Source organism: Streptomyces sparsus (assembly GCF_054776295.1).
The window spans coordinates 12,528-37,035 of the sequence record NZ_BAAHCA010000002.1 but is presented as its reverse complement, the minus strand read 5'-3'; the positions used below and the strand labels follow the sequence as shown (position 1 = coordinate 37,035).

Below are 24,508 nucleotides of genomic sequence, written 5' to 3'. Positions count from 1 at the left end.
GAGCGGTCGGCGGAGCGGCTTTGGGCTGGAGCTGCTTTGGGGCGAGTGATCTTGGCCCCGTAAGCTGATGGCGAGTCGGGCAGTCTGTGGACCTGCCCGTTAAAGCACGACGTTGGGGCCAAGATCTTAGAGGCTCGCCCCAAAGTGGCTGCCTAAAGCCGTGGAGCCGACCGCCCCAGCCACAGAGGGTGTGTCCCCCTTCATGCCCGCAGCCGCCGAGCGCGTCGCCGGGCGCGGCCAGCCGGGGCGCAGACAGGAGGCGGGCCGTGCCGCAGAGGCGGCGCGCGCCCGCGCCGTGCGCGGGCCTTGATGAAGTAGGGAAAGTCTTATCCCGCTGGGATGAGGTGCTTGCCGTCGTGGCTTCGTACGTGGGGGCCAGCCCCGTCTAGGGCGTCCAGGAGTCTGATCGCGTAGACCTCGGCCATGCGGTCGCTGACCTCGTCGGGTGTGAGCCAGGAGACGGCTGTGGACTCGCTTGAGGTGCGTTCGGTGCCGCCGGAGGGCTTGCAGCGGAAGACCAGGGCGACGATGCCTCGGGTGGTGTTCTTGTAGACGCCGGTGAGTTCGTCGACCTCGACGTGGATGCCGGTCTCTTCCCAGACTTCGCGGGCTACGCCGGCCTCTGGGGTCTCGTTGAGTTCGAGTACGCCGCCGGGGAGTTCCCAGGTGCCGTTGTCGGCTCGGCGAATGGCCAGGAGGCGGCCGTCTTCGCGCACGACGACTCCGGCTACGGATACGGAGTGCAGGGGCGTCGACGTTGCTTCCTGTGGTTGACTCATATACAGGAGCATAGGAGGCAGAGAAGGACTATGGGAACTGCGGTAGAGGGGGGCAGGTCCGGGCCTCGGTACGTGCAGATCGCGGACGAGATCGTGCAGCAGATCCGGGCGGGTGTGCTCAAGCCCGGTGACATGGTGCCGAGTGAATCGGAGCTGGTGGACCGCTACGGCGTGTCGGGGGGCACGATCCGCAAGGCCATGGTTGAGGTGCGGGCGAGCGGGCTGGTCGAGACCCGGCACGGTAAGGGGTCGATCGTGAAGGACCGGCCGCCGGTGCGGCACCGTTCCTCCGACCGTTTCCGGCGTTCGCTCCGCCAGGGCGGCAAGGCCGCGTACCTCGCGGAGTCCGCGCAGTCCGGAGCCACGGCCAAGGTGAGCGTCCTCTACATCGGGCCCATGGAGGCTCCCGCGGATGCCGCTCAGCGGCTCGGCGTTTCCGCCGGCACCCAGGTGCTCGCCCGGCGGCGCCTCTACTTCCGCAACGGCACCCCGGTCGAGACGGCCTCCTCCTACCTCCCGTGGGACGTCGTCAAGGACATCCCCGAGTTGTTCGCCGAGAACCCCGGCGGCGGTGGCATCTATGCCCGACTCGAAGACCATGGACATGAGTTCGCGGAGTTTGTCGAGACGCTGCAAGCGCGGCCGGCCTCCAAGGCGGAAGCCTCCGAGCTGGCGCTGAGTCCGGGTGCGCCGGTGGTTCATCTGATCCGGGAGGCTCGTACGACGGCTGGAGTCGTGGTGGAGGTCTGCGACACGCTCATGGCTGCTGACCAGTTCGTTTTCGAGTACCGGATCCCTGCCGCCGACTGACGCTCGCTCAAGTTCCCGCAACCCGTCGTGACTTCGCGATGTCGCGGCGGGTTGACTCATGTACAGGAGTGATCACTCTTCTTCATGTCGCTCATATATATGAGTGACGGAGTCCAGCATCTATAGAGGAGTGTTCTGCTGTGCGTCAGATCCCCGTCGACACCTCCGCCGCGACCGTGATGGTCGCCAAGACCCCGCAGCCCAAGGTGCGTGACCGCCGTACCGGCGAGATCGCCACCGACGCCGAGACCGGCGCGAAGCTGATGACCGTGGACGTGATGTTCGCGGCCAACGACGAAGTCGAGATCCTGTCGGTCACCGTCCCGGAGACCGGCATCTCCGGAGACCTGACCTTGGGCACCCCGGCCGCGCTCACGGGGCTCATCGCCCGGCCGTGGGAGAACGAGTTCAACGGCCAGAAGCGGCACGGCATCGCCTTCCGCGCGGTCGCCGTCACCTCGCTGGCCACCACGGGCACGGGCTCGAAGGCGGCCTGAGCCATGACGTGGCCGACGGTCTTACTGCTGGTGGTCGTCGCCGCTGCGGGTCTCCTGCGGTGGCGGCGTCCCGCCTGGTACTGGCTGACCTTCGGGGTCACCTTCGCTGTCGTGCGCGTCCTGGTCCGCTACACCTCCGTCATGGAGGCCTGCGGGCTGACGGCTCCGCCCTCGCGCTGGCGCCTCATGCTGGCCCGGATGACCAACCGCCCGGCACCGGAATCCCGCGCGGCGCGCATCCTGCGGCTGCGGCCCACCCACACCGGCCTGGTCCTCCGGCTCAAACTCCGACCGGGACAGGGCGCCTTCGACGTCGCCGCCGCCTCGGACCGGCTGCGCCACTCCTTCGGGATGTACGGCGTCACCTCCCGTGAGCTGCGCTCCGGTGTGGTCGAGATCCGGATGACCGGCTACGACGTGCTCAAGCGGGTGCAGATGCCGGCCAAGACCGACACCCGACTGATGAGTGTCCCAGTCGCGCTGCGGGAGGACGGCTCGGTGCACTACCGCGACTACCGCGCCGTCCCGCACGGTCTGACCCTCGGCGCCACGGAGTCCGGCAAGTCCGTCTATCAGCGCAACCTCGTCGCCGGGCTCGCCCCGCAGCACGTCGCGCTGGTCGGCATCGACTGCAAGCAAGGGGTCGAGCTGTTCCCGCTGGCCCGCCGGTTCTCCGCGCTCGCTGACAACCCCGATACCGCGCTGGAGCTGCTGGAGGCGCTGGTGTCCCACATGCAGGACGTGTATCAGCTCATCCGCGCCGAGCAGCGGATCAGCGCTGCCGTGCCGGATGCGGAGATCGCCGCCGACATCTGGGATCTGCCCGAGGACCTGCGGCCGGTGCCGGTCGTCGTCCTGGTCGACGAGGTCGCCGAACTCGCGCTCTTCGCCAGCAAGGAGGAAGAGAAGCGCCGGGACCGGATCATCACCGCCCTGGTCCGTCTCGCCCAGCTCGGCCGCGCGGCCGGCGTCTACCTGGAGATCTGCGGGCAGCGCTTCGGCTCCGAACTCGGCAAGGGCATCACCATGCTCCGCGCCCAGCTCACCGGCCGCACCGCCCACCGCGTCAACGACGAGACGTCCGCGAACATGGCCTTCGGCGACATCGCCCCGGACGCCGTCCTCGCCGCCATCCAGATTCCCGCCGAGACACGCGGAATCGCCATCGCCGGGGACTCCACCGGCGGCTGGCACCGCATCCGCGCCCCGCACACCACACTGCGCCAGGCCGTGAACGTCTGCAACAAGCACGCCGACCGCACCCCCGAGCTGCCTGCCCTCGCGCCCTTCCGGCCTGCGGTCGCTTCGCTGCCCTCGGCCAGTGTGCCGCTGTCCAAGACAGCCCCCGCCACAGCCTGACCCCACCCCCCTCCCACGGCAGACGCGACCGTCCTTCGCGCCGGGTCCCTACCCCCGTCATGCCTGATCACAGGAAGGAGCCGTGATGGCTCGCCCCGCTCTCCGTATCGACGCCGTACTCGTTCAGGCCGTCATCGCCGGGGCGCTGTCCTTCGCCCACCTGCACGACCTCGCCGCCGCTGCCGGACAGACCGGCTGGAAGGCTTGGGCCTACCCCGTCTCGGTCGACCTGCTCCTGGTCGCTGCCTGGCGAAGGCTGCGTGCCGACGGACCGTCCCGGCTGGCCTGGTGCTGGTTCGTCATCGCGCTGGTCGCATCGCTCGGTGCCAACGTCGCTACGGCCGGGCTCCTCGACCTCGGCGACGTTCCGGCCTGGCTGCGCATCCTCGTCGCCGCCTGGCCCGCCCTGGCCTTCATGGGCGGCACATTCCTCGCCCACTCACCCGCGGACCCCGCCCCGGCTCCGCCGGCGCCCTCTGTCCCGGCTCAGGGCCCCGTGCCCGATACGGCTGCCGCTGAGCCGGGCCCGGCGCCTGACCCCCCCCGTCGCCCCGCAGATTGAGGAAGCCCCTGCCCTGTCCACAGCCGTGCCGGTCCCGGCCGCGCTCGTCGACCACGCCCGCAAAGTGGCCGACGACCACCACGCACGCACCGGCGCCCCGATCGACACCGACACCCTCCGCGCCCGCCTCGGCGTCCCGCCCCACCTCGCCGACGCCATCGCCGCCCAACTCACCTGACCCGACCGAAACCCGAGAGGAGACCTGCTGACATGCCCGCCCGCGACTTCTTCCACTCCGTCATGCGGATCGGCCCCGTGCAGATCGGCACCCACCGCGACCGCCGGGGCCAGACCAAACACGCTGCCGTGTGCACCAATGACCGCTGCGGCTGGTCCGCCGACTACTCCAGCCAGTCCGCCGCACAGCTCGCCGCCCGCACTTACCGCTGCCGCGTCAGCTAGGAGGCCACCCGATGGACATCCCGCTCTGGCTCGCGCTCCTCACCGTCGGCTACCTCGGCGTCAAGCTCATCCGCCCGCCCTGGTGGCTCATCGCCGTACTCCTCCTCGGCGGCTTCCTCATCGCCGACAGCGTGCTGGCCCCCGTCGTCAACGGCTTCGTCAAGTAACACGACCGAAGGGAGAAGCCCGATGCTCCGCCCGAAGATCCCGACCAACCCCACGCCCGCCGGCCACCTCGCGCCGCCCGTAGTCGTGGAGCCGACCGCTGTCGTGCCGAGCGTGCAGGGTCCGCCTCCGGCTCCGGCCACTCCCGCACCGACCCGGCCCACGGTGCAGCTCACCCCCGGCACCGCCCTCGCCCTCTTTTGCGGCGGAACGGCCGTCGTCCTGGTCGTCGGCGCCGTACTCGTCTCGTTGCTCCTGGCCGTCGCCATCACCGGCGCCTCGGTCGCCGTCTGCGCCCTGGTGATCCGTTCCCTCGTCCACGCGGACGCCAAGCAACGCTGACCGGCCCCCGGGCGGCCTCGATACCGCCAAGCATCCGCCGCCCGGGTGCCGTCCCCAACCGATCTCATAACCGGAAGGAAGCACCCAGCATGGCGCACCGTGCCCCGACCGCGCATGCCCCGCTGCTCGACCCGACCACTCTCGGCGACCTCCTCCGCGTCGCCTCGGCCCCCGACTACACCCGCTGGGAAGACCAGATCCGCCGCACCGGCGGCTGCCCCGACCCCATCCACCTCACCGGCTGGACCCTCCACAAGGACAAGATCACCGGCGAAACCCTCCACCACTACACCACCGCCGTGGAACCCGGCGGACGCCTCCGCCTTGCCTGCGGCAACCGCCGCGCCTCCCGCTGCCCCTCCTGCGCCTGGACCTACGCGGGCGACACCTACCACCTCATCCGCGCGGGCCTGGCCGGAGACGACCGCCGAGACGTCCCCACCACGGTCCGGGATCACCCGCGCGTGTTCGCCACGCTCACCGCTCCCTCCTTCGGCCCGGTCCACAACCGGCCCGACCACGGCGCCTGCCGCTGCGGCACCCAGCACGCCCCGGAACTGGGCACGGCCCTCGACCCGGCGACGTACGACTACGCGGGCGCCGTCCTGTTCAACAACCACGCTGGGCAGCTCTGGCAGCGGTTCACCACTCGCCTGCGTCGCGAACTCGCCGCCCGCGCCGGCCTCACCCGCCGGGAACTCGCCGACCGCGTTCGTGTCTCCTACGGCAAGGTCGCCGAGTTTCAGAAGCGCGGTGCCCTGCACTTCCATGCGGTGATCCGGCTCGACGGACCGGACGGACCAGGAACGCCCCCACCTGCCTGGGCAACGGTCGGCCTCCTCGCCGACGCCATCCATGCCGCTGCGGCGCACTCCTACACGTCCGTCTCCGTTCCGGCTGCCGGGGACCAACCGGCCTGGTCCTTCCGCTGGGGCACACAGCTCGACGTCCGCCCGGTCAAGGCCTTCGGCGACGGCTCCGACATCACCGAACAGGCCGTCGCCTCTTACGTCGCCAAGTACTCCACCAAAGCCGCCGAGAACACCGGCACGCTTGACCGCCGTATCGGCGAACTCGCGGAACTCGACCGCCACCAGGTCCCGGACCACACCCGCCGACTCATCACCGCATGCCGGGACCTGGACCGCCTCTACCCGGACCGGCGCCTCTGGGCCTGGGCTCACATGCTCGGCTTCCGCGGCCACTTCTCCTCCAAGTCCCGCCGCTACTCCACCACCCTCGGCGCCCTGCGCCAGACACGCGCCGACTACCGCGCCGCCCAGGAACACGCCGCCCTCGCCCTGGACGACCGCGAGCCGGACACCGTCCTCGTTCTCACCGACTGGCAGTACGCCGGACACGGCCACACCCCCGGCGAATCCGCCCTCGCCGCCACCATCGCCCGGGACCTCCAGCTCAACCGAGAAACCGCACGCGAAGCACTGCAAGACCAACTGGCCCTGGAAGGAGCCGCAGCATGACCGCCGCCGCTGCCACCGCCGAGCTGCTGACCGTGCCGGAAGTCATGGCGCGTCTCAAGGGCGGACGCTCGAAGGTCTATGACCTGATCCGCTCGCGTCGACTCGTCTCCATCAAGATCGATGGGGCGCGTCGTATCCCCGCCACCGCTGTGCGGGACTTCGTCCTCGGCCAGATCGAGGAGGCTGCCTGATGGCTGCTCCGCGCAAGCGCAATCCGAACGGCGCCGGCACCATCACCAAGCGCAAGGACGGCCGGTACCAGTGCGCTGTCTACGTCCTCCAGCCGGACGGCACCCGCGCTCGCAAGTTCGCCTACGGCAAGACCTGGGCCGAGTGCGACGTCAAGCGCCGGAAGCTGCTCGCCAAGGTGGACCAGGGCGTGCCCGTGCCCACCAAGTCGGCCAAGCTCTCGGAGTGGTTGCCTTACTGGCTGGACAACGTCATCAAGCCTCGGCGGAAGCTCAGTACGTACGACAAGTACGAGGCGCACGTCCGGCTCTACCTCGTGCCGCTGCTCGGCGCCAAGCGGCTCGAATCGCTCGGCGTCGCCGACGTGCGCCGCTTCCTCGTCCGTTTGGAGAAGGAGACGACTGCGGCGACCGCCAAGGAATCTCACCGCGTCCTGCGATCGGCGCTGTCTTCCGCCTGCCGCGAGGAACTGATCACACGCAACGTCGCCAAGCTGGTCGAGCCGCCCCGCACCGACAATCGTGAACTGAAGCCTTGGACCCTCGACGAGACGCTCGACTTCCTCGCCGCCTCCCGTAAGGACCCGCTGTACGCGGCCTTCGTGCTCGCCATCGCCATGGGGCTCCGTCGGGGAGAGATCATCGGCCTGCGCTGGTCAGACCTCGACCTCGACAGCCGCGTTCTCTACGTCCGCCAGCAGACGCAGCGTCGTCGGGGCGTCCTCTACGACGATGACCCCAAGAGTCGCCGTCGCCGGGCCGTTCCGCTGCCCGCCCTCTGCATCGCGCCCCTGCGCTGGCACCGGATGCGGCAGACGGCTGCTCGGGTCAAGGCGGGCAAGCAGTGGCAGGAGTCCGGCTACGTCTTCACCACCCGTACCGGCCGTCAGGTCGAGCCGCGGAACGTCTACCGCTCCTTTACCCGCGTCGCCGAGTCCGCCGGCCTCCGCGTGATCCGGCTGCATGACGCCCGGCACGGCACCGCCACACTCCTCACGGCGGCCGGAGTTGCACCCCGCGTCGTGATGGAGATCCTCGGGCACTCTCAGATCAGCATCACCATGGACGTCTACACGCACGTCGTGCAGGACACGCAGCGCGAGGCCATGAGTCACATGGACCGGCTGCTCAGGAAGCGGCGCCCTGATCGTGGGTGATCGCCCGCGTTGATGTCAGAAGTGGATGTCAAAGGCCACCTAGGAACCTTCCTAGGTGGCCTTCTCCCTTGTGCCCCCGGCAGGATTCGAACCTGCGACACCCGCTTTAGGAGAGCGGTGCTCTATCCCCTGAGCTACGGAGGCGAGGCGCGGCCTGCGGAACCGGCAGTCAGCTCTGGTCGACTGATGCACAAGCCTTGTGGTCGGGGTTGCTGCTCACGCCCTGGCGTGGGTGGTGACAGGTGCAACCCCGCTGACCACGGACAGCGTAGCTGATGCGAGGGGTCTGGTGACCACTCCTCCTCGGTGGGCGAGGGACGCCTCCTGATGTGCGGACTGGCCGAGGGCTGCGGAGGGTGATCGATTTCGGAGAGGTGTGGGTTGCAGGCGTAAGCCGGCAGCCCGTACGGGGCTGTCGACCCGCCGGGGCGTGCGGTCCCGTGGCTCGATCTCCATCTGCCCCGCAGTGATGTACGGCGTTCCAGGTGCCCGGCTCGGGGCGAAGACCCGCGGGAAGGGCCGGGCCAGGCTGCGGCGCAGGCGTCCGAGATGTCCCTCTCTGGCAGTCGGGGCCGTTGCGCTTGGCGATGTGCGTCACGCGTCGGCGGCGACGAAGCAGGGATTGCCTCGGTGGAGTCCCACGCTGTGGGAACGTCCGGTTCACTCATTCAGGGCAAGCGTGGAATATCTGCGTCATCGCGCGTCCTTCGTGCCCCTTTTCTTGCCGTTTGCTGCCTTTGTTGATGTCGGCGTCGGCGTCGGTGTTGTCAGTTTCAGCGCTGGAGGCCGTCGGATGCAGGTCCGAGGCAGCCCTCCGGGGAATGCCCCCTCCTCGCGCGGTGACTCCGGCTTCCCGTGCGACCCCGCATGCCGGCTCCTCGCCACCCTTCTGACCAGCATCGGACGTTCAGCTGCTCGAACTATCCGATAAGGATCGGAGGCGGGAACCGGCAGTGCGCTCTCGTCGGAAGCACCGTTGCGTTACGGGACCAGCGGCACTGGACGCCTGGCCACTTGCGCTTTGCGCCGGAGCCACCGCAAAGCTGGCATCACCTCGATCCGGTCCTGTCCGGCAGACGGCGAAGCGCCCGCCCTTCGACCGGGATGTTCGGTGGGTCAATTCGGTGCCGCTATCGCCTTCCGCAGGGTAGCCACCACGGTGAGCACGTCCGCTTCGCTGAGCCCCGGGTGCAGAGGCAGGCACAGGGTGGTCTCCGAAGCCCGGTCGGATCCAGGCAAGTGCGGGTGCTCGGCCCCGTAAAGAGGCACCTTGTGAAGCGGCGCGTAGCGGAAGGTCGTGTAGATCTTCGCGGCGTAGAGGTCGGAGGCCACCTGGTCACGGATCTCGGGGCTGAGTTGGATCCAGTAGAAGTAGTAGCTGGACTCGTGCCCCTCGGGCAGCGGCGGCGGAGTGCGCACGCTGTGGAAACCGGTCAGTTCACGGTCGTACAGGTCGACGATCTCCTTTCGGCGGGCAATGAGCTCGGGGAGGCGGCGGAGTTGTACGGTGCCGATCGCCGCCGTCATGTCGTTGCCGATGACCCGGCGCCCGAATTCGGGAACGTCGAGCTCCCACCAACGGTGCGAGACCTTGGCGAATCCAATGCCGCTGGGCTGGCCCAACCCGTGGTAGGCGAGCCGACGAGCACGGGCGGCCCGCTGCGGATCACGGACGTAGAGCATGCCGCCGTCTCCGGTGACCATGACCTTCATGGCGTCGAAGCTCCACATGGCCAGGTCGCCGAACGAGCCGACGGCTCGGCCGTCGACCCGGGAGGCCGGAGAGCACGCGGCGTCCTCGACCAGGCTGACGTCCCGTTCGCGGCACAGTTCGGCGATGCGCGTGATGTCGCCCGGATAGCCGCCGTAGTGGAGAACGATGACAGCCTTGGTGCGCGCAGTGAGGGCCCGCTCGATGTCCTCGGCCGTCGGGTTGAGAGTGCGCGCGTCGACATCGCAGAAGACGGGACGGGCTCCGGTCGCCAAGATGGCGTTGGCAGCCGCGACGAAGCTGAGTGACGGTAGTACCACCTCGTCGCCCTCGCCCAGGTCGAGCGTTTCCAAGGCGAGGAAGAGGCCCGCCGTGCCGGAGTTGACGAAGATGACCTGTCCGGGTGCGGCGCCGATGTGTTCCGCGAAGGCGGCTTCGAACGCTTGGGTGCGAGGGCCGTGTCCGAGCCACTTGCTGTCGAACACCTCTGCCACAGCCTTGAGTTCCTCTTGGCCGACTTGCGGCTGGAAGAGATTGATCACGTCTGCCTCCTGAAAGGGTTGGGCGGGCTGTCATGTGCTCTGGCAGGCGGTCGCTGTGCCGGCCCGCCACAGCTCCTGCCGGCGCGTCAGCCCGAATGGGTCCGCGACGGGTCGACCACGACGTCGGGCCGGCCACCGTGTCCGTGGTAGGGATGCGTCGAATCGTCTGGTTCCGAAGCGATCCGCTCGGTACCGCCTCGGGAGTGCCGGTGGTCGAGCGAGGGGGATGCGGCTCAAGCCGCTCCTACTGGGCGGTTTCCGGGGTGAGGACCGTGCGGGCGAGAAGCTGGGCCGCGGGGGAGAACTGAAGCGCGTTGTGCCCCGCGCCGCAGGTGATGTCGCGCCAGAAGCGCTGTAGTTCCTCGTGCTCGGCGTGAGCCCGCGTGCCGGCGTTGCGCAGCAGGCGGTCCACCGCGGTGCTGAGCAGATCCGCGACCAGGGCGCAGTCACGGACGTTGCGTGCCGTCCCGGATGCGGCGACGCCCCCGGAGTCGGCCGAATCGGCGACGCGGGTCAAGGCGAGGCCGGCCATGTGGATCTCACCGTCGCTGCGCGCGAGGACCTGTTCGTACACGCTCTGGTCAGTGGCGCCGGAAACTCCGGCGGGTGCGTCGGCCAGGCGATAGCCGACAAGCTCCGACCAGCGGCGCACAGCACCGTGCGCGGCACCGAGAAGCGGAGCGGTCAGGGACAGTCCGTTGACCGCCTTCAGGGGTACCTGGTGCCAGCGGGCCGCTGAGTCCGACGCAGCGCCGGTCACAACGGAGTTGAGAAGGATGGACCGTTCCGTCGGGACCGTGACGTCGTCGACAACCACGGTGTTGCTGCCCGTGCCGCGCATACCGAGGGTGAACCAGGTGTCTTCGACCGTGAGATCGTTCCGGTTGACCGCGAACAAACGCACCTCTGAACGTCCCTGGAGCTCAGCTCGGGCGGCGACCAGTACCCAATGGGCGAACCGGATGCCGCTGACATACGGCCAACGGCCCGCCACGCGCCAGCCGCCGGTCTCCGCGGTCGCGGTCCCTGCGGGGATGAGCCCCGCGGCCACCACCGTTTCGGGACCCTTCGCCCAGACTTCCTCCTGCCCGGCTGCCGGTAAGTAGCCTGTGAGACGACCGGAGTTGGCGATCACGGAGGCGACCCACGCGGCGGAGGCGCAGCCTTGTCCGACCGCCGCGGTGGCCTCGAGGAGGTCTGTGAAGCCGCCCCCTTGCTCCACCAGGCCCGCCCTCTCCTCTGCCAGGCCCAGCGGAGCGAAGTGGCGCGCGAACCCCGCGTCCAAAAGCGCGTCGACGACGTCGGGGTGGAGCTCGCGGCCGGTGTCGGCGTCTGCGGCGTGCCGGGTGGCCAGTGGGACGACTTTCCGGGCGGCGGCGGCCAGGGGTTTCACAGCTGTGTCAGCGGTCACGGAATCTCCCGTATGTCGGTCCGGTGTCGTCCGGAGAGTCGATCGATTCGGGCGGTGTGGGCTGTCGTTCAGCCCTTCAGCCCCACCCGACGCGCGGCGGTCATGAACACCTCGGTGGTCTCGGGGAGGCGCTCCATCGCGTCCCGGTATCCGGCCCTGCTCTCGGCGAGGGTGTCTCGGACCGTCGGGTCGTAGAGGGTGGCCTCGAGACCGGCCACCACGGACTCCTCGTCGAACAGCTCGGCCCGAACGGCGGTGTCCGTGAAGGGGTTGTCCTGGAGCAGCGGGCCGACGACTCCGGTCCACCTCAGCGGCCACATGTGGAAGGGTGGAATCTCGTCAGGGAAGTCGGCCAGCCACGCGCGCACCGTGGGGGACAGCCCGCCGCAGGCCCGCTCCAGCTCGTCAGCTCCCGGCACTGTGCCGCGCTCGGAGGTGGCGCCCAGCGCGAAGCTGTTGAGGGTGAAGAGCCCCGGCACGTCGGAAAGCATGGCCCGTTCGAGAGCGAAGGACGGCAGGAAGAGCGCCAACACCCCGTCCGACGCGCCGATCAGGTCGGTGTACTGCTGCGACGAGTACGTGGGTCTTGTGACCACCCGGTCAGCCGGCAGCCTGTCGAACGCGTCCCACACCGGGCCGATGAACAGGAAGTGCGTGTGCTTCGGCAGTCTGGCCAGGTAGTGGGCGACCAACTCAGGGACACGGCGGGCCAGCGCACGCGTGGCCGGACCGGCACGTGTCTGCATCAGGTGCTGCCAGGGCAGCGACGGCACCGCGAGCAGCCGGGCCGACTCGCTCACCCCCAGGGAGGACCGCACCGCGAGCCGGGCCGCGCGGGACAGCGGCCGGACCGTGGGTTCGGCTCGGTACGGCAAAGCGGGGCTGTCCGCGTCGGCGTGCGGCCGCACTCCCGGCACGGGCCACAAGTGCGCGGGCATGGCCAGGAGACGGTCACTGACCTGCATGGTCCGGCCAAGGATCTCCACCTCGCGCCGGGTGCGCGTCAGATCGTACAGATCGATGGGAATGACGGGTACGTCGAACTTCTCGACGTACCACGGGTCCGTCTCGTAGCTGATGACATGCGTCATCCAGTGCGCTGTGTAGTCGCACAGGACGATCGCGTCAGGGCGGAACTCCCGCACCACCTGTGCCACCTTCTCCCGGACTCGGGAGCCCAGCGCGGACGTGACGATCGTGTAGGGGTGGCGAGTGGCCTTCAACTGGCCCTCGTTGTAGGCATCGACCACGAAGTGGCTCCGCACTCCTGCAGGAGCCAGTTGGTCTGCGAGATCGACGCCCATCCTTGTCTCGTGCAGGGTGAGGGACAGGGAAGAGATGAAGAGCAGTCGCATGAGGTCCTCCGATCTGCGTCCGGCTGCGCCCAGAAGCGGGGCATGACGCCTCAGCGCGAGCGGTCCGAGGCGTCATGCGGGCGGATCAGAGTTGATCGTGGGTGACGCGTCGGGACTTCAACTGGATCCCGTTCGGGCCATCGGCCAGCACGTCATGCACGACACAACTCGGGGCTATCTCCGGCTTGCCGCCCGGACGCACCGTCACGACAAGGGCGTAGACCGTCGAGCGGATACTTCCGTCCTCGCACCACTCAAGGGCGACATGGTTGAACCAGTGCCGCCGTTGCACCGGGTCGTTCTCGAACCTGCGGTGGAAATCAATGAGTTCGTCCAAGATCGCGGTACGTCCGACGGCCGGCTGTGCGCCGGGGGAATGCTGGAACTCACCGTCCTCCGTGAACGTGGCGACGTACTCCTCGAAGCGGCCGGCGTCGAGGTGCTGCATCTGGTGCGCGTAGAAGTGCTGAGTCCGGGTGTAGAGGTCGGTGGTCACCGGCGAACCGGGGAGGACTGAGGGGGAGCTGGCTGCGACAGTCATGGGTGCACACTCCGTGAGAGCAGGAAAAGAGGAGTAGGGGGCAGGGGGCGCGCGGCGTTCACACGGCTCAGTGGTCGGGCGACCTGATCACGACGGCTGAGTTGAAGCCCCTGCGGCCGCGCGCGAGGACCAGAGCGTGATGGACCGGGCGGTCACGCGGCTCATTGAGCACCATGTCGATGCCGTACGATTCCGGGACCTTCGAGACGCCGTACGTCGGTGGAATCACGCCGTCACGGATCGACAGGATTGCGGTGGCCACGTCCAGCGGTCCGCCGCCTCCGTAGAGCCGCCCGGTCAGCGACTTCGGGGCGGTGACCGGCACGGCGCGCGGCCCGAACAGTTTCCTGATGGCCTCGGCCTCAGCAGCGTCCAGCTCGGGCACCCCCGCCCCGTCGGCGAAGACAACATCGATGTCCTCCGGAGCGATCGCGGCGTCGGCGAGGGCGGCGACCGCCGCTCTGCCGAGGGCGGGCGGACGGCCCGAGCCGGGAGGCGGATCGAACGTCGCGGCGTATCCGGCCAGCTCGCCGTAGATCCGGTCCACCTTGCGGTTTCGGGCGCTCTCGCTTTCCTCGACGACGAGCAGCGCGCCACCCTCACCGGGTACGTAGCCGGAGGCGTCAGTGTCGAAGGGAAGGTACGCCCGCTCCGGATCGGTGGCCGTAGTGACCAGGCCACCGCTCAACTGGGAGACGTAGCCCCACGGGTCGAGTGCGGAGTCCACGCCGCCGGCGAGCACGAGTTTCGTGCCCTGCCTGACGGTGCGCCTGGCGTGGCCCAGCGCGTCCAGTCCGCTGGCCTGCTCGGCGACCAGGGCAGCGCTCGGTCCGCGCATCTTGTGCCGGATGGAGATCTGCCCCGTATTGACCGCGTAGAACCAGGCGAAGGACTCGTAGACGCTGACGTAGGCCGGGCCCTGGGCCCACAGTTTCTGGAACTCTCGATGGGTGAAGTCGAAGCCTCCCAACGCGTTGGACGTGACGACGCCCATGTCGTAGTCCTGCAGTTCGCCGACACCGACCCTGGCGTCGTCCAGGGCCCAGTCGGCCGCGGCGAAGGCGAGCTGGGTGGACCGGTCGGTCTGGGGAAGCAGACGTCCGGGCAGGTGCTCCTCGGCGTTGAAGTCGCCGATCTGACCCGCCAACCGGGAGGGGTAACGGGAGGCGTCGAACTGGTTGACCACCCTGATGCCCCCCTGGCCGCTGAGCACGGACTTCCAGTACGCCTCGACGCCCAGGCCGTTCGGTGCGGCAATGCCCAGGCCGGTGATCACTGCTGTGCTGGTCATAGGGTCGCTCCCTCCGGGGTGCGCAGCACCATGGCGCTCTGGAATCCACCGAAGCCACTGCCGACGGTGAGTACGGTGTCGACCCGCTGCTCACGGGCCGTCAACGGCACGTAGTCCAGGTCGCACTCCGGGTCGGTCTGGTGCAGGTTGGCCGTCGGTGGGACGACGTTGTGTTTGATGGCGAGGGCACTGGCGGCGATCTCCACGGAGCCGATCGCGCCGAGCGAGTGACCGACCATCGACTTGATGGAACTCACCGGCACCGCGTAGGCGTGTGCACCCAGACTGAGCTTGAACGCGGCCGTCTCGTGACGGTCGTTCTGTCTGGTGCCGGAGCCGTGGGCGTTGACGTAGTCCACCGCCGTCGGGTCGATCCGCGACTCGTCGAGCGCCGTCCGAATCGCCTCCGCCATCTCCCGGCCGTCCTTCTTCAAGCCGGTCATGTGGTAGGCGTTGCAGCGCGTCGCGTATCCGGTGACCTCGGCGTAGATGGTCGCGCCCCGGCGTCTGGCTGACGCGTATTCCTCCAGTACGAACATGGCCGCGCCCTCGGCGAGCACGAAGCCGTCACGGGTGGCGTCGAACGGCCGGGAGGCGTGCTCCGGGTCGTCGTTGCGCCTGCTCGTCGCCTTGATGGCGTCGAAGCAGGCGACGACTATGGGGGTGATCGGGGTGTCCGACGCACCGGAGATCATCACGTCCGCACTGCCCTCGCGGATCAGCTGGACCGCGTAGCCCACCGCGTCCAGACCGGAGGTGCAACCGTCGGACACCATGGTCACCGGCCCCTCGGCCCCGGCGGCCCAGGCCACCTCGGCGGCCATGGCACCTGGGCTGAGGTAGTCGAACATGTGCGGCGACAGGTATTCGGGCGAGACGAGCCATTCACGTCCCTGGTCCGACATCACCTGGTACTCGTTCTCCAGGCTGGTTGCCGCGGCGACAGCGCTGCCCAGAGTCACCCCGATCCGGTGCGGCTGTGCTCCGGCGAACTCCAGACCGCTGTCAGCCATCGCTTCGCGCGTACACGCCACCGCGAACTGGGTGGACCGGTCCATTCTGCGGATCTCTCGGGGGGTCAGGCCCTCGTCCAGCGGGTGGAAGTCGGCTTCTCCCGCCACGCGCGACCGGAAGGGGGACGCATCGAAGAAGGAGATATTCCGGGTGGCTGTCCGGCCGGAGGACAGTAGATCCCAGAACTCCTTCTGGCCGGACGCGCCTGCGGTCCGCACACCTATGCCGGTGATTACTACTCGCCTGCTCAAGGCTGGCTCCTTATGTCGTCATCGGGCGAACAGGACTCGAGGAGGCCGCACGGGTGTGCTGCCGTGCCACGCCCACCCGGGTCAGTAGTTGCCGAGTCCTCCGCAGATGTTGATCGCCTGTGCGGTGACGGGTGCTGCCGCGTCGCCGGCCAGGTAACCGACCATCTCCGCCACCTCCTCGACGTCGACGTATCGCCCGATCGGTACCCGCGCGGTGACTTTTTCGGCAGCCTGCTCAAGGCTGACGCCGTACATGTCGGCGTAGTGGTGGCGCACTTTCTCCGCCATGGGGGTCTCCACGAACCCGGGGCAGACGGCGTTCGCGGTCACACCGGTCTTGGCAAGGTCGAGACCGAGGGCTTTGGTGAAGCCGACGACGCCGTGTTTGGAGGCGGAGTACGGGGCGGCGGTGACAGCACCCTGTTTTCCGGCAGTGGAAGCGATGTTGATGATGCGGCCCCATCCCTTCTCGCGCATTCCGCCGTTGGAGAGGACCTCGCGCGTCATCAGGAAGACGCTGTTGAGATTGGTGTTGATGACGTCGAACCACAGTTCGTCGGTCATCTCGGCGACATCACCGCCACCACTGCGGCCGGCGTTGTTGACCAGGATGTCGACCGATCCGAATCGGTCCACCGCCGAACTGACGAGCCGCTCGACATCGGCTCGGACGGTGACGTCGCAGGTGGTGCCGTCCACCTCTAAGCCTTGGTCCCGCAGATGTTTCACGGTGTCGGCGACCCGGTCCGCGTCACGGCCGCACAGGTATACGCGGGCCCCGCCCTGGGCGAGATGGCTGGCGACCGCCAGCCCGATTCCACTCGTGGCTCCGGTCACTAGCGCCACGCGGGTGTTCTGTGCGCTCATGGTTCGTCCTCCGTAGATGAGTGAGTTCGTGCGAGTCAGACGAGGGCGGGTCAAGCATCGCTGTGCCGGCTCAACCCGTGTTCAAAATGGAACCGAAACGGCGTATCGCACGCTGAATGCGGCTGGCCGCGCCGCTGAGAGGGACGGGGGCGCCCGTCAGGCACTCAGGCGCCGGGACCTGACGTGGCGCCTGGGCGCGTGCGCACTCGGCACGCCCGTAAGCCGGGCCGCCGTCGGGGCTGTCGACCGGCGCTCCTGTCTGGGGCCGAGCAGGTCCAGATACAGGCACTGCAGTTCGGCCGCGGGCTCGACGCCCAACTCGTCGCTGAGGAGGCGACGAAGGTTCTCGTATGAGCGCAGGGCTTCTGCCCGACGACCCGATCGGTGCAAGGCCATGACCAATTGCCCGTGGAACCACTCGTTGAGTGGGTGCACACTGACCAGTTCCCGCAACTGGGAAATGACCAGCCGATGCCTGCCCAGGGCAAGCTCAGCCTCGATTCGTAACTCATGGGCAAGGACACGCAGTTCCTCCAGGCGGGCGATGCGGCCCTTGAGTACCTGGCCCGCGCGGAAGTTGCTCAGCGCTGGACCGCGCCACAGGGCGAGTGCCGAGCGCAGCACCTCAGCCGCCCGTTCGGCGTGGCCCCGTTCCAGCTCCCGCCGCCCGTCGGCGACCAGCTTCTCGAAGATCTTCACATCCACCTGGTCTTCGCCCACGTCGATCGTGTAGCCCTGCGGGTGCGTCCTCAAGAGGGTTCGGCCGGCGGGAACCAACCCCTCGTTCACGAACATGCGCCGCGCGTAGTAGATGTAGGTCTGGAAGGTGGTCGTCGCTGTACGCGGCGGACTGTCACCCCACAACTCCTGGGTCAGGCAGTCGAAGCTGGCGATCTCTCCGGGGCGGGTCAGGAGCACGGCGAGTGTCTGGCAGACCTTCGGCATTCCCGGCGTGTGCGCCACGCCCTCGTCGTCGATGATCTCGAATGAGCCGATGATGTTGAACTGCATGTCAGGTGCTCCTCGTCTCGCCACATGGGTGCTTTCCTGCACTGCGGGCAGCTCGCTCAGGCATGGCACGTCGGCAGCTCGCCGTGGTAGGTGACCATGTCCGAGAACATGGCGCTGACGTCCAGTTGCTGCCCTGGCACGGCACCCTGCGCCTCCGCGTAAGCCCGGTGCAGGTTGGGGACGAGCCGTTCGGAATCCAGCAGTTCGGCCCATTCGCCCAGGGTGGTCTCGTGCGCCACCTCCAGGGGTGTCAGGCCGGCGGCCAGGCCGTCGGCCGCTACGTGCTGAAGCCAGCGCAGGTACCGATCAACCGTGTCCAGCACGCTCGGGCCCGTGACCGGGCCGTGACCCGCCACCACGACCTCGGGGTCGAGGGCTCGCAACTGCGCAACGGCCTCCAGGGAGCCGCTGACGGAGCCCATAAGGCAGAAGGGCGTGGCACCGGACATGAGGAGGTCCCCGGCGAACAGCACCCGCTGACGTGGCAGCCACACCACCGTATCGACGGCGGTGTGAGCGGGACCCAAGGCGATCAGGTCAGCCTGTTCCTGTCCCACACGCAGTGTGAGACGGTCGTGGTAGGTCACCGTGGGCAGCGTCACGGACAGCTCGCCCCACCCGACATCCGGCCAGAGCGTTGTCAGGTGGAGACCCAAGGCGTCCATTTCCGCACGGGTCGCGTCGTGCGCCACGATGGCGGCGTGCTCCGCGAAGACGGAGTTGCCGAACGTGTGGTCCCCGTGCGAGTGGGTGTTGACGACGAACCGGGGCGGACTGGCGCAGACCGTGGTGATGGCCTCCTTCAGGGCCAGTGCCCGTTTCTGCGTCGCCGCGGTGTCGACCAGGAGGGACTGCCCGTCGGAGACGAGGCAGCCGGCGTTGTTCAGGCACCAGCCGCCATCCGGTTGGACGTAGGCGAAGGTGCCCTCGGCCACCTCGGACAGATACGGCGAGGCGGAGTGCGGAAGGGGACGTGTGAGGTGGGGTGGCATGCTCACTGCAGTCCCGCCGCCCTCGCGCAGGTACGCAGAATCCGCAGCCGCCCCTCCGGTGTGGTCGCGGCTGCCGAGACCATGATGCTCAGCGTGGTCACCCCGGCCGCTTCGTACTCCTTCATGCGCACGGCGATGCGCTCCGGTGGGCCGGCAAGGCCCGTCATGTCGATGAACTCCGTCGGGATGGTGTCCCGGGCGGCGGCGCGGTCACCGGCTGCCAGTCGGGCGACCATCTGCTCGACGCTGTCCTCGAAGCCGAGGCGGCGTGCCAACGCGCAGTAGAAATTGGTGTCGGGATCGCCGATGCCCATGAGGTAGGCGTACTGACCCTTCAACTGTTCGGCCGCCTCCTCCACCGTGTCGGCGACGGCTGTCGGCAGAGACGTGATCACCTCGAAGCCGTCGAGTCCGAGTTTCCGGACATCCCGTCCCCGGGTGATCTGCACCAACGCGTCCCGTACTCCGTCGGGGGAGGTGAACACGCCGATCCAGCCGTCCGCGATCTCTCCGGCCAGGCGTAGGTTGCCCGGGCCGACTGCTCCCAGGTAGAGGGGCAGTTCGGGCCGGTAGCCCTCGGTGTACAGGTGCAGCGGGGCGGCCGAACGGTCAGCGGGTGGAAGCGCGAAATGCACTCCCTGGTACGTCACCGGCCCGCCGCGAAGAGCAGCCCGGACAACCTCCACGTATTCGCGGGTCCGGGCGAGCGGCCGGTCGAAGGGCACTCCGTACCAGCCCTCGGACACATCGGGGTTGGACAGCCCGAGCCCCAGCCTGAACCGCCCGTGGGACAGCGCGTCGAGCGTGGCAGCTGTCAACGCCGCGGCCGCCGGCGGACGGGCCGGTATCTGCATGACCGCCGATCCCAGGCCGATGTGTTGTGTTCTGCCCGCCACCAGGCCCAGGACACTCACGGCGTCGTTGCGGTATCCCTCGGGCGCGAGGACCAGGTCGTACCCCAGTTGTTCGGCTGCCTCGGCCAGCGGCACGGCCTCCGAGGCGAGAAGGTTGACTGCGAGCTTCATGGAGCTTCGACCTCTCAGATCAGCTGGGCGCCGCCGTCTACCGGGATGACCGCGCCGGTCATGTGGGAGTTCCGCACGACCGCAAGGACCGCTTCCGCCACGTCGGTGTCGGTGCCCACCCGACGTAGCGGCGTCTGTTCACGCACCTTCTCCGCGATCTTCTGGAAGAAGGGGTTGTCGCGGGTCCAAGGGGTTTCCGTCAGGGCGGGTGCCACGGAGTTGACTCGGATGTTCGGGCCCAGCGCGCTTGCGAGTAGCCGCGTCATGTGGTCAAGTGCGGCCTTGCTGACCGCGTAGGGAATGGAGCTGCCCACGGGTCGGTTGCCCGCCACGGACGAGATGTTGACGATGTTCCCGGGGCCGGACGACGCCTTGGCCAGATAGGGGGCCGCGGCTGTGCTCACCTGCCAGGTGCCGATGACGTTGACGCCCAGAATCTTCCGCCAGATCTCAGGTGTCGCCGCATCCATGTCGGAATGGGGGATCACCTGGGTGGTGCCCGCACTGTTCACGAGTACGTCGAGCCTGCCGAACCTCTCGATGGTGGCATCGACCAGCCGTTGTGCGTCCGCCTCGTCAGAGATGTCGGCCTGCACGTAGAAAGCGTCGGGCAGTGAATTCGCGAACAGGCGTCCCTGTGCAGGGGAACGTGCCGAGTTGATGACGACCTGCATTCCCTCTGTAGCGAGCCAGGAGGCGATGGCGGCACCGATTCCGGAGGAGGAACCAGTAACCAGTGCGACTCGATCTTCCGTTCGCTGTGCCGTCACAAGAAGCCCTCCGTAGGAATGTGCCGCAACTCCCTGAGGTACATGGACCGGTAGTAAGTCCGAATGGCGCCATCGGTTGGAATCTCCGGGAGTACCGGTGCTGTCATAGGTGAATGCAAGAGCATTGAGCGACTCCAGGCAACCCGATTTGACCACCATTTGTCGTTCTGTACCCAAAATTGTCCCGCGCGCGGCGTTGTGGCCGGGTTCCGGCTTCCGCGCCCCATGGTGTGTGCCGGGCCTGATTCCGTTGAAGCGTGTTTGAACGATCCTTGAACGCCGCATGCAAGGCTGATCGTTCGAGGCCGGTCCGCAACCGGAGCCGGGCGGACCGGTCGGGGCACCTTGCTGCCCACCACGTTGACCTCAACTGCGGTTGAAGTTGCAGCATGTGTCCGGGCCGGCGGTCAACCGGGCGTCCTCCCACCCCGTTCGCTCAACCCTTCCGACTTGGAGGTCGCTTTGACCACGCCTTCGCTCTTCACCAGTGCCGGTCGCCGTCACATGACGACAGCCACACTTCTGCTCGCCTCGACCCTGACGGTGATGGCGGGCACGGTCCTCACTCCGGTCGTGGCCCAGATCCGCACCGAACTCGATGTCGGCGGCACCGCCGCCGGGCTGATCCTCACCGCCCACGGCTTGTCCCTCGCCATCGTCAGCCCGCTCGTCGGATGGACGATGGATCGCTGGGGGCTGCGCACTCCCATGGTCGCCGGCCTGGTGCTGTACGGCGTCGCCGGCGGCGCCGGCCTGGTCACCACGTCGTATCCGGCCCTGATCGCCAGTCGGTTCGTCTTCGGTATCGGCGCTGCCGCAGTCTTCACCGGTACCACGGTGGCGCTGATGGCCCTCTTCGAAGGCGCGGAGCGCGACAAGGTGGCAGGGTGGCGCTCCACGGCCATCGGCCTGGGGGGAGTGGTGTGGCCGCTGCTTGCGGGCGTGCTGGCCGGATTCTCCTGGCACGGCCCCTTCGCCATCTACCTCATCGGAATCCCTACGGCCATTGCGCTGCTGATCGCCATGCCGAACATCCCTCCGGTGCCCCGGTCGTCACGGGCGGGGACGCTGACTCTGCTGCGGTCGACGCCTCGGCTGCTCGGCCTCTACGCGCTCTCGCTCATCGCTTCGTTCCTGCTGTACGTCCTGATCGTCTTCCTGCCTCAGCGGTTCGACCAGCTGGGGGTGGACGACCCCCTCACCATCGCGGCGATCACGGCGAGCATCTCCCTCGCGGGCAGCGTCTCCGGCTTCTTCTACGGCAAGCTCCGGGCCCACCTCGGGTACGCACCGCTGATGCGCATGGCGCTCACCCTGTGGGCGGCGGCCTTCCTCGTCGGAGCGCTGGCCACCCAGCCGGCCCTGCTCGCGCTCGCGGCCGTGCTGTTCGGCGCGGGAAGCGGTATCTCCGTGCCGGCCCTGGCGATGCTGACCGGGGAGACCGCGCCGGTCTCCATGCGGGGGCAGGCGCTGGCCCTCTCAGGTACGGCCAACTTCGCAGGCCAGTTCGTGGCGCCGGTGGTGATCGGTCCCGTAGCCACCGCCACCTCGATCACCAGCGGATTCCTGTTTGCGGCGGGGTTCGCGGTTCTCGTGCTACTGACGATGTTCTTCGTGCGGCTGAAGGGCTCCCCCAAGACAGACCCCGCACCGCAGGGCGAACAGGCCGCCCAGAACGCGGATGCCTGATCGTGTCCCGCAGTCGCCGGATCGGTCGTCACACCGGTGTCGAACCGTTTTTGAGTCAACCTGGAACACCATCACCGACGATTTGCGCTATGAAAATTCTCTTCGTATGCGGCGGGACTTCGGGAGTGATCTTCTCCCTCATCCCGTTGGCACAGGCCGCCCGCAACGCGGGACACGAGGTCTTCCTGGCCGGACCCGAGGACGTCATGCAGACCGTGACGAACGCCGGTCTTCCCGGAGTTCCCGTGACCTCCACATCGATGATGGACACGCTCCTGGACGACGACGGCAACCGCCGGGTAATTCCCGAAGACCTGCACGAGCGCTTCCTGTTCAACGGCCGTTGCTTCGGCCGGTTCGCTGAGAAGTGTCTGAAGGGGTTGATCCCGCTCGTCGAGCGGTGGCGGCCGGACCTCGTGGTGGGGGGTGTCTTCGCCTTCGCCGCTCCGCTGGTAGCCGCGTGCGCCGGCGTGCCCTACGTGAAGCACGCGGTGGACATGGGCGAGCCCCGAACGATCGATCTCGCCGCCGCGGCCGAACTCGGCTACTCCCTTGAGCGACTCGGCTTGTACGACATGCCGCGCTCCGACCTGTTCGTGGATACCTGCCCGCCGAGCCTGCGGCTCTGGGACGCGCCCGCAGCCCAGCCGATGCGCTACATCCCGTACACCACTCCGAAGAAGCTGGAGCCGTGGATGTACGTCAAGGGAGAGCGCCCTCGGGTCATGGTGACGGCGGGCAGCCGCATCACACCGGAGTACTACTTCGACGTGCTCGCCGCGCTGGTGAAGAACGTCCAGGATCTGGACGTGGAGCTGCTGGTTGGCGCGCCCGACGACATGGCGGCCCGCCTCGGGCCGCTCCCGGACAACATCCGTGCCGGCTGGCTGCCACTGGACGTCCTGGCTCCGACCTGTGACGTAGTGGTGAACCACGGCGGCGGCAACACGGTGCTCGGCAGCATGGCACACGGTGTACCGCAGGTGATCATCCCCTATCTGCCCTATGTCGTGGGCTACTCCACCCGCCTCGCGGACTACGGAGCGGCGAAGATCATCGCACCTGGTGAGGACACGGCTGAGACCATCACCGACGCTGTGCGGGAGATCCTCGGCACTCCCTCTTTCCAGGAACGGGCAGAGAGCCTCCGTGCCGAGATGGCCGGTATGCCGACCCCGGCTGAAGTCGTCCGCGTGCTGGAACAGCAGGCGGAGCAGGGCCGAGTGGAGCCGGCTGTGCCCACCTCATGAACCCCCTCGATACCCCGTAGAACAACGAACGAAAGGCAAACCCTTGAAGGCTGCAGCGATCGACTCCTTCGGCGGTCCTGAGGTGGTCGAACTCCTCGAAGTCGAGACCCCCGCGCCTGGGCCGGGTGAAGTCCGGGTCCGGGTCAAGGCCGCCGGTATCCAAGCCTCCGACTGCGCTGTGCGGGGCGGCTGGACGCCTCCGGGGCAGACCCTCTCGTTCCCGCAGAAGATCGGCAACGAGTTCGCCGGAGTGGTGGACCAGATCGGCGAAGGCGCCGACGGGTTCGACATCGGAAGTGAGGTCCTGGGCTGGGCCATGCTCGCTGGCCACGCCGAGTACCTGGTGGTGCCCACTGACCAGATCGTGGCCAAGCCCGCCGCCATGCCCTGGACCGTTGCCGGGGTGCTCTCCGCTTCAGGCCAGACCGCGCACACCGCTCTCGACAGGTTGAAGGTCGGCAAGGGCGACACGTTGCTCGTCCACGCGGCGGCGGGTGGCGTGGGCACCGTCGCGGTGCAGCTCGCCCGTGCCTATGGCGCGAACGTCGTCGGCACGGCCAGCCCTCGCAATCACGACTACCTGCGCTCCCTGGGAGCCGTCCCCGTCGAGTACGGTGCCGGACTCGTCCAGCGGGTACGGCAAGCGGCACCCCAGGGAGTCACGGCGATCCTCGACGGCGCCGGCGGCGAGGCACTCGACGCCTCGGTGGAACTCCTCGACAACCGCGACCGCATCGGCACGCTGGTGGGCTTCGAGCGCGTTGAGGAGCTGGGCATCCTCGCGCTGTTCAGTCAGCGCTCGACCGAGCGCCTCCAGGAACTCGTCGAGCTCCACACTCAGGGCAAGCTGCGCATCGAGATCGCCCGGACCTTCGGCCTCGCCGAGGCCGCAGACGCTCACCGCGAGGTCGAGACCCGGCACGTACGGGGCAAGGTCGCCATCGTCATGGACTGATGCCACGCCCTGCCATTCTGCCCCCGCATCAGTGGCGAAGAACGGCCGCCCGTCTTCCGGAAACCCACCTTCCCGGAAGACGGGCGGCCTG

At 68.3% G+C, this 24,508-nt stretch carries 24 protein-coding genes, 1 tRNA gene and 1 pseudogene; 13 read left to right on the top strand and 13 right to left on the bottom strand.

The window, feature by feature from the left end; all coding sequences use genetic code 11:
- Positions 1-326: 326 nt before the first annotated feature.
- Positions 327-791 (bottom strand): NUDIX hydrolase, encoded by a 465-nt coding sequence (locus tag ACYVE9_RS00475; RefSeq protein ID WP_031186072.1) that lies wholly within the window; start codon positions 789-791, stop codon positions 327-329.
- Between the two features lie 18 nt (positions 792-809).
- Between ACYVE9_RS00475 and ACYVE9_RS00470 the strand changes: the two genes are divergently transcribed.
- The 10 genes and pseudogenes from ACYVE9_RS00470 (at position 810) to ACYVE9_RS00425 (ending at position 7,742) form a co-directional block, all read left to right on the top strand.
- Positions 810-1,589, top strand: a complete 780-nt coding sequence (locus ACYVE9_RS00470; protein ID WP_461025650.1) for a GntR family transcriptional regulator — start codon at positions 810-812, stop codon at positions 1,587-1,589.
- Positions 1,590-1,729: 140 nt separating this feature from the next.
- Complete coding sequence (locus tag ACYVE9_RS00465; protein ID WP_461025649.1) at positions 1,730-2,086, top strand: SCO3933 family regulatory protein; 357 nt, start codon at positions 1,730-1,732, stop codon at positions 2,084-2,086.
- 3 nt (positions 2,087-2,089) lie between these two features.
- Entirely contained in the window at positions 2,090-3,445 is a 1,356-nt protein-coding gene (locus tag ACYVE9_RS00460) for an FtsK/SpoIIIE domain-containing protein (RefSeq protein ID WP_461025648.1), read from the top strand.
- A gap of 85 nt (positions 3,446-3,530) precedes the next feature.
- Positions 3,531-4,185 (top strand): annotated as a pseudogene (locus ACYVE9_RS00455) (DUF2637 domain-containing protein).
- 32 nt (positions 4,186-4,217) lie between these two features.
- Entirely contained in the window at positions 4,218-4,409 is a 192-nt protein-coding gene (locus tag ACYVE9_RS00450; RefSeq protein ID WP_461025647.1) for a mobile element transfer protein, read from the top strand.
- Between the two features lie 11 nt (positions 4,410-4,420).
- Complete coding sequence (locus ACYVE9_RS00445) at positions 4,421-4,576, top strand: hypothetical protein (RefSeq protein ID WP_461025646.1); 156 nt, start codon at positions 4,421-4,423, stop codon at positions 4,574-4,576.
- Between the two features lie 22 nt (positions 4,577-4,598).
- Entirely contained in the window at positions 4,599-4,916 is a 318-nt protein-coding gene (locus ACYVE9_RS00440) for a SpdD-like protein (protein WP_461025645.1), read from the top strand.
- 89 nt (positions 4,917-5,005) lie between these two features.
- On the top strand, positions 5,006-6,397 hold the full coding sequence (gene repSA / locus ACYVE9_RS00435) for a replication initiator protein RepSA (protein ID WP_461025644.1): 1,392 nt from the start codon (positions 5,006-5,008) through the stop codon (positions 6,395-6,397).
- Entirely contained in the window at positions 6,394-6,588 is a 195-nt protein-coding gene (locus tag ACYVE9_RS00430; protein WP_461025643.1) for a helix-turn-helix domain-containing protein, read from the top strand. Before repSA ends, ACYVE9_RS00430 begins: the two co-directional genes overlap by 4 nt.
- Positions 6,588-7,742 carry a tyrosine-type recombinase/integrase gene (locus ACYVE9_RS00425; protein WP_461025642.1) on the top strand — a complete coding sequence of 385 codons (1,155 nt, stop codon included), beginning with the start codon at positions 6,588-6,590 and terminating at the stop codon, positions 7,740-7,742. Before ACYVE9_RS00430 ends, ACYVE9_RS00425 begins: the two co-directional genes overlap by 1 nt.
- A 71-nt stretch (positions 7,743-7,813) precedes the next feature.
- Here ACYVE9_RS00425 and ACYVE9_RS00420 read toward each other — a convergent pair.
- The 12 genes from ACYVE9_RS00420 to ACYVE9_RS00365 form a co-directional block, all read right to left on the bottom strand.
- A tRNA-Arg gene (locus tag ACYVE9_RS00420) sits at positions 7,814-7,886 on the bottom strand.
- Between the two features lie 972 nt (positions 7,887-8,858).
- Positions 8,859-9,995 carry a DegT/DnrJ/EryC1/StrS family aminotransferase gene (locus ACYVE9_RS00415; protein WP_461025641.1) on the bottom strand — a complete coding sequence of 379 codons (1,137 nt, stop codon included), beginning with the start codon at positions 9,993-9,995 and terminating at the stop codon, positions 8,859-8,861.
- A gap of 244 nt (positions 9,996-10,239) precedes the next feature.
- Complete coding sequence (locus ACYVE9_RS00410; protein WP_461025640.1) at positions 10,240-11,406, bottom strand: acyl-CoA dehydrogenase family protein; 1,167 nt, start codon at positions 11,404-11,406, stop codon at positions 10,240-10,242.
- Between the two features lie 68 nt (positions 11,407-11,474).
- Positions 11,475-12,761, bottom strand: a complete 1,287-nt coding sequence (locus ACYVE9_RS00405; protein ID WP_461025639.1) for a DUF6365 family protein — start codon at positions 12,759-12,761, stop codon at positions 11,475-11,477.
- Between the two features lie 85 nt (positions 12,762-12,846).
- Positions 12,847-13,302 carry a nuclear transport factor 2 family protein gene (locus tag ACYVE9_RS00400; protein WP_461025638.1) on the bottom strand — a complete coding sequence of 152 codons (456 nt, stop codon included), beginning with the start codon at positions 13,300-13,302 and terminating at the stop codon, positions 12,847-12,849.
- 67 nt (positions 13,303-13,369) lie between these two features.
- Positions 13,370-14,593 carry a ketosynthase chain-length factor gene (locus tag ACYVE9_RS00395; RefSeq protein WP_461025637.1) on the bottom strand — a complete coding sequence of 408 codons (1,224 nt, stop codon included), beginning with the start codon at positions 14,591-14,593 and terminating at the stop codon, positions 13,370-13,372.
- Entirely contained in the window at positions 14,590-15,858 is a 1,269-nt protein-coding gene (locus ACYVE9_RS00390; protein WP_461025636.1) for a beta-ketoacyl-[acyl-carrier-protein] synthase family protein, read from the bottom strand. The genes ACYVE9_RS00395 and ACYVE9_RS00390 overlap by 4 nt, the downstream gene beginning before the upstream one ends.
- An 81-nt stretch (positions 15,859-15,939) precedes the next feature.
- Positions 15,940-16,725, bottom strand: coding sequence for a 3-oxoacyl-ACP reductase FabG (fabG, locus tag ACYVE9_RS00385; protein WP_461025635.1), 786 nt, complete (start codon positions 16,723-16,725; stop codon positions 15,940-15,942).
- Positions 16,726-16,881: 156 nt separating this feature from the next.
- Entirely contained in the window at positions 16,882-17,736 is an 855-nt protein-coding gene (locus ACYVE9_RS00380; RefSeq protein ID WP_461025634.1) for an AfsR/SARP family transcriptional regulator, read from the bottom strand.
- 56 nt (positions 17,737-17,792) lie between these two features.
- Entirely contained in the window at positions 17,793-18,728 is a 936-nt protein-coding gene (locus ACYVE9_RS00375) for an MBL fold metallo-hydrolase (RefSeq protein WP_461025633.1), read from the bottom strand.
- Positions 18,729-18,730: 2 nt separating this feature from the next.
- On the bottom strand, positions 18,731-19,753 hold the full coding sequence (locus tag ACYVE9_RS00370) for an LLM class flavin-dependent oxidoreductase (RefSeq protein WP_461025632.1): 1,023 nt from the start codon (positions 19,751-19,753) through the stop codon (positions 18,731-18,733).
- Positions 19,754-19,767: 14 nt separating this feature from the next.
- Complete coding sequence (locus tag ACYVE9_RS00365; RefSeq protein ID WP_461025631.1) at positions 19,768-20,523, bottom strand: SDR family NAD(P)-dependent oxidoreductase; 756 nt, start codon at positions 20,521-20,523, stop codon at positions 19,768-19,770.
- A gap of 504 nt (positions 20,524-21,027) precedes the next feature.
- Between ACYVE9_RS00365 and ACYVE9_RS00360 the strand changes: the two genes are divergently transcribed.
- The 3 genes from ACYVE9_RS00360 (at position 21,028) to ACYVE9_RS00350 (ending at position 24,417) form a co-directional block, all read left to right on the top strand.
- Positions 21,028-22,212, top strand: a complete 1,185-nt coding sequence (locus ACYVE9_RS00360) for an MFS transporter (RefSeq protein WP_461025630.1) — start codon at positions 21,028-21,030, stop codon at positions 22,210-22,212.
- Positions 22,213-22,301: 89 nt separating this feature from the next.
- Positions 22,302-23,462, top strand: a complete 1,161-nt coding sequence (locus ACYVE9_RS00355) for a nucleotide disphospho-sugar-binding domain-containing protein (RefSeq protein WP_461025629.1) — start codon at positions 22,302-22,304, stop codon at positions 23,460-23,462.
- Positions 23,463-23,505: 43 nt separating this feature from the next.
- Positions 23,506-24,417 (top strand): NADP-dependent oxidoreductase, encoded by a 912-nt coding sequence (locus tag ACYVE9_RS00350; protein WP_461025628.1) that lies wholly within the window; start codon positions 23,506-23,508, stop codon positions 24,415-24,417.
- Positions 24,418-24,508: the final 91 nt, after the last annotated feature.